The sequence below is a fragment of the Wolbachia endosymbiont of Drosophila leontia genome (assembly GCF_028981785.1).
GTDB classification, from domain to species: Bacteria; Pseudomonadota; Alphaproteobacteria; order Rickettsiales; family Anaplasmataceae; genus Wolbachia; species Wolbachia pipientis.
The window spans coordinates 1-5,189 of record NZ_JAPQLK010000109.1 but is presented as its reverse complement, the minus strand read 5'-3'; the positions used below and the strand labels follow the sequence as shown (position 1 = coordinate 5,189).

Below are 5,189 nucleotides of genomic sequence, written 5' to 3'. Positions count from 1 at the left end.
ACGACAACCGTCATCCCGCTACTTGTTAGCGGGATCTAGAGATACCGCGAATGAATCGCGGTATGACGGTCTGCGGCGGTATGACGTAGGACTGCTGTCATTCAAGTAGCTGAAACTGGAATGACACGTCATAAAGGAACCAGTGTCAGCTACTTGGATGATACCTTTTTTCTACTTAGTTTGGGTTATGCAAGAAGTCTATTTACTTCTTAACTTGACGCACATGATGTCTTGCAGCATCATCTACTGTCTCTAAATAAATCATTGCTAGACATATACCACTGTGTACTTCTACGGATACCTTATTGCCTAAACTTCGATTAAAGCAAGAATTTTTTCCCGGAAAAGCAAGATTACTAAGGTGCAGTTCCCATTCTAATCCTTTAGTTGATATTTGAGCTCTCGGTGTATCAAGTAAAGATATTTTAGTACTTTTTGGCAAAGAAAAAAAATGGGTAATACCTTTTTGTAAAGTGTAACCTACCATGGGAGGTGAAGGTGTGTAAAAGATACTGCCCGTACTTAGAAAAATGTTAATATTCTGTAGTATGTGATCAATTGCTCCTCCAGTAATACCCGTTACTATTGATGGCAATAACTTTACTGTTTTTAAGTGAGCCATTGCTTTAGAAAAGTCGCAATAATCTTGATCAGGTAGATATATCGTATTCAAATTAGCACGTAAATCCAGATTTACGCTATCCAAATCTCCTACTACAAGATCAGGTTTTACGCCAATTGATAGAAGCTTGTTTGCTCCTCCATCTACAGCAATAATGGGTATATCTCGTTTAAAAAACGATGAGCTCGGTATTTTTCCATTTAGCACTACAATAGAACGATATTGTTGTTGTGTACTGCAGTGCAGCACATGATCATGGTGCAGGTTTTGCATCGTAGTAACATTTTTGAATAATTGATATTATGCTAATCACTAATCCAGCAATATTGCTAAGCACCACAAAAATTGAGCTCTGGTAAAGACCATAGCCAATCCAAGACAATGAACAAATAAGATAGTTTACTAACATTAACATCGATACATCACGAGTAACTTTAGTGATATATGCTTTATATACTTGAGGTGATAATCCAATTAGAGATGCAATTAACGCAACGAAGCCGAAGCATTCTTCAATATTTATATACATACATTTTCCTACGCTTGCTTTAACAATATCAGGTTCGAAGGGTTGTACTTTATGTACTCTCAGCTTTTCTAGAGCACCCCTAATGCGTGTAATTTATAACATCATTTAGTCTATTAATCAAGAAATTAATAGTGACTTGCATTTATGAAACCCAATCGGCTTCTATGCTAATTATTATCTAAACTAATCGTCGGTTGTGCATCTTGCTCAGAGATTAGGGCAACCAACAAATTATTTATCAATTGAACCTTTTGCTTGCCATCTAATTGTAAGCTTTTGTTTTTTTCAAAATGAGCTATTACTTCCTCGACAATTCCCATTGCATTCTGCACTATATGCCTTCTTGCCGAAGCGATAGCATGTGCTTGTTGACGCCTTAACATTGCTTGTGCAATCTCGGACGAATACGCCAAATGCGATATTCTTGCTTCTGTAATCTCAATTCCTGCAATATCTAATCTTTGTTGTAACATTGACCGCAATTCATCTGAAATTTTATCAGAATTTTTACGTAAAGATTCCTCATCGCTTTCGCTATCATACGGATAATTGCTCGCCAATTCTCTAATTACCGAGTCACTCTGTACAAAAACAAATTCGTGATAGTTGTTAACATTATAATACGCCTTTGCAGGACTGCTCACTCTCCAAACAATTACTGCAGAAATCTCTATTGGACTTCCATTTGCATCATTAACTTTTATTTTTTCTGTGTTAATATTCTGAAATTTTAGGGAAACTATATATTTGCTTGAAAAGGGAAGCGTTACACATATTCCAGACTTAAAATAAGTTCCAGTATAATGACCAAAAAATTCTATCACTCTTGCTTCATTAGGGTCATTAATAAAAAATCCTTGAAGAAAAGTCAAAATTGAAACGGCAGCAACTCCAAGTGCAATTGTGTTGTCATATGCCAAAAAAAGCAGCGATAAAATTAATCCTAGCGCTATTAGTACAGGAAAAGCCCGAATTTGACTCAAATTTCTATCGTTTATCGTATTCTTATCCATATTGTCTTTAAACTTCTTTTTCACTTGAACTCTCTCTGTTGATCGTTTTATTTATCTTATTTACAAATAGTTTAAACTCTCTTAATTCATGATCAGGCAATTTTACTTCAGTTTTATGCGCTATCGTAAGCGGATCGATGTGTTTGCCGTTATATATAACTTCGTAATGTAAATGAGGGCCTGTTGCAACACCAGTGCTACCAACATAGGCGATGACCTGCCCCTGCTTTACTTTAGAGCCTAACTTTATATCGCCACTAAATCTACTTATATGCGCATAACAGGTTGAATATTCATTTTTGTGTTTTATTTTGATGTAATTTCCATAGCCACCATTCTTTCCTATATATTCTATCACACCCTCTGCAGCAGCGTATATGGGAGTGCCAAGTTTAGCTGCATAATCCACTCCTTTGTGAAAAGCAATTTTACCGCGAACAGGATGCTTTCTATTGCCAAATTTTGAGGATATGCGATAATCTCCATTTAAAGGATTTGCAAAAATTTCGCCATTTTCTAAGCTTATTCCTTCTTTATTAAAATACCTTTCTTTGCCGTCTTGCGATTTATAATGATATAAACTAATAGCTTTCTTGTTTATTGTCAGTGAAGCATATAAAATTTTTTCTTCAGTCTTCTGATTATTAGGCAATCTCTCAAAAAGAACCTCCAATTTACTCTTCGGCACAATGTCTTTTTTAAAATCAACACCGAAATCTTTATATATGTTGATCAATTTCACCACTGTATTTGGCGCCAACCCTTGCTCAATTCCCGTGGCAAAAAAGGAAGATTTTATGGTACTGGATATGAATAATAACCTTCTATCATGGTTGCTTTCTGTCACCTCAAAATCCTCTCCTGTCATTCCAGCGCTTGACGCTGGAATCCAGTTTTTATTATACAATCGCTTGATGTGTTCATTTGTAATTGAATTTTCTGGATCCCAGTGTCTAGGCACACAACTGTACGAACATTTCAATTTGCGGGCGGTGTCATTCCAGTGCTTGACACTGGAATCCAGCTCTTTGACTGACAATGCTGCATAGTGTGCTTGAATTTTTCTGGATCCCAGTGTCTGGGCACTGGGATGACACCCTACACACTGGAACAGCACTGCAAGATCTGTTGATGTTTCAGCAGCATATGCTGGTAAAGTACAAAGCAATACAAATATTACCAGCCTCATAGCTTATCAACAAAAGTAAAATTACCTTCCACATACTGTACATCATCATTATCTTCCAGCTCTTCAACCAATGCAGATAATTTATCAATCAACTCTTTATCGCTAATTTCAATCAGATCTTTTGGCTGCCGTGAAAGACGAGCAAGTTCTGGTTCTCCGAATTTTGCATAAAAGGCATCGCGTACTTTACCAAAATCTTTTATTTCACAAGTTATAACGTGTAATCCTTCTTTGTCATTTTCCTCAACATTCAATACTTCTAATTCGATTCCATGACTGAATAAATCATCAAAATTCACGCCCTCTGCTTTATAGACGATTAAGCCTACATGATCGAAAAGGTAACTAACACTTCCTGTTTCTCCTAAATTTCCACCTTTACGAGAAAAGATATAACGTACCTCAGAAGCAGTACGGTTGCGATTATTAGTCAAGGCATGGACAATGAGTGCAGTGCCAGAAGGCCCATGACCTTCATATTGTATTTCCTCGTAATTTTCTCCAGCAACGTTACCAGTTGCATTTTTTATTGCTGTTTCTATTTTATCTTTTGGTAGATTTTCCTTGCGTGCAGCAAATATAGCAGAGCGAAGGCGCGGGTTGAGTTCGGGATCGGGCAGCCCTTGCTTCGCAGCAACTGTTATTTCTCTAATCATCTTCGTAAATTTTTGAGAGCGCTTTGCATCCTGAGCGCCTTTCCGATGTTTTATATTTGAAAATTGTGAATGACCAGCCATATTCAAATAGTTAAAAACCTAATTATATATCAAAGCATAGAAAAAACTAAAGCAAATTTTCAAGCCTCCGGCTTGGCATCTTGCAGGTTTTCTGCTAATAACATACTTTCATACTGCTTAGCTTCTAAGTCAAGGCCAATAGCTGAATGGGCTGCTATTAAATGGTTAATAGACTTAGAAAAATATTTAGAATCCTTATAGCTTGCCATATTCTGGAAACGCTTAATTGCTGCTAAATATTCACCACGCCTCAGGTAAAATTTACCGATAGAGTACTCTTTTGTTGATATATGCTCTGTGATTAGCTTTGCTTTTTCCTTCATCTCGTCTACATATTCGCTGCCTGGAAAGAGATTAATGTACTCAGTGGCTAGCTCTAAAGTTTTATATGCAGTTTGCTGTCCAAGTTGCACTTTATTAATTTGCATGTAATAAGATAATACTCTTAAGTAGTATACATATGGTAAATCTTCACCATTTGAATAAACATATATATAATCATCCATATCACTTGCAGCACTTCTATAGTTACCCATATTATAGTGAGAAACCCCAGATAATAATTTTGCTTTCCTTGCCCAATAAGAGAAAGGGTACAAATCCTCTATCTTTTGAAATGCCCTAATAGCTTGTTTATATTTTTTCTGGTCAAAAAGTTCAACTGCTTCTTCATATAGTTCAGTTTCAGTTTTTTCAAGATCATTCGCATACGATTGTGTAAAGGAGCAAATTAGAAAAATAAAGCACGTGATTAAAGTCTTATACATAAGATTTTTCTCGATCAAAATAAAGTATAGACCTAAATATTACTTAAATAAATAAATAAATTTCTTAGAACCTGTTTAAAATCTTCGTAATAGGAGAGAAATGAAGGAAAGGACAATCATTTGCAAGCTGGTGTTGAGTTTACGTTCGCAATTTTTCCACAATCTTCTACATTTTTCTAAGAACCTGTTAAGGATCTCGAAAATATGAGGTAAAATAAGCATAGTTAAGAAAGAGGTATATCTATGCAAAAAAGCTATCCAAGCGATATAAGTAAAGAACAATTTAAAAAAATTAGACCAATACTGGAGAGTAGCAGAAAGAAAACAAAACC

6 protein-coding genes, 1 pseudogene and 1 riboswitch are annotated in these 5,189 nt (G+C 35.8%); all 7 genes and pseudogenes read right to left on the bottom strand.

All coding sequences use genetic code 11. The features are described from left to right. Window positions 1-202 precede the first annotated feature (202 nt). A complete protein-coding gene (locus tag OZD63_RS03555) occupies window positions 203-895 on the bottom strand; it encodes a thiamine diphosphokinase (RefSeq protein WP_275008134.1) in 693 nt (230 codons plus the stop codon). Beyond that, window positions 876-1,151, bottom strand: a complete 276-nt coding sequence (locus OZD63_RS03550) for a SemiSWEET family sugar transporter (RefSeq protein ID WP_275008133.1) — start codon at window positions 1,149-1,151, stop codon at window positions 876-878. Before OZD63_RS03550 ends, OZD63_RS03555 begins: the two co-directional genes overlap by 20 nt. Beyond that, a riboswitch (TPP riboswitch) is annotated at window positions 1,140-1,242 on the bottom strand. Its footprint overlaps the gene before it by 12 nt. Window positions 1,243-1,318: 76 nt before the next feature. Beyond that, complete coding sequence (locus tag OZD63_RS03545; protein WP_274979741.1) at window positions 1,319-2,164, bottom strand: SPFH domain-containing protein; 846 nt, start codon at window positions 2,162-2,164, stop codon at window positions 1,319-1,321. Between the two features lie 7 nt (window positions 2,165-2,171). After that, a complete protein-coding gene (locus tag OZD63_RS03540) occupies window positions 2,172-3,353 on the bottom strand; it encodes a peptidoglycan DD-metalloendopeptidase family protein (RefSeq protein WP_410543739.1) in 1,182 nt (393 codons plus the stop codon). Next, window positions 3,350-4,090 carry a YebC/PmpR family DNA-binding transcriptional regulator gene (locus OZD63_RS03525; RefSeq protein WP_038248082.1) on the bottom strand — a complete coding sequence of 247 codons (741 nt, stop codon included), beginning with the start codon at window positions 4,088-4,090 and terminating at the stop codon, window positions 3,350-3,352. The genes OZD63_RS03540 and OZD63_RS03525 overlap by 4 nt, the downstream gene beginning before the upstream one ends. 59 nt (window positions 4,091-4,149) lie before the next feature. Continuing rightward, complete coding sequence (locus OZD63_RS03520; RefSeq protein ID WP_182320196.1) at window positions 4,150-4,857, bottom strand: outer membrane protein assembly factor BamD; 708 nt, start codon at window positions 4,855-4,857, stop codon at window positions 4,150-4,152. A gap of 75 nt (window positions 4,858-4,932) precedes the next feature. Then, window positions 4,933-5,189 (bottom strand): annotated as a pseudogene (locus tag OZD63_RS03515) (hypothetical protein); the annotation flags it as partial.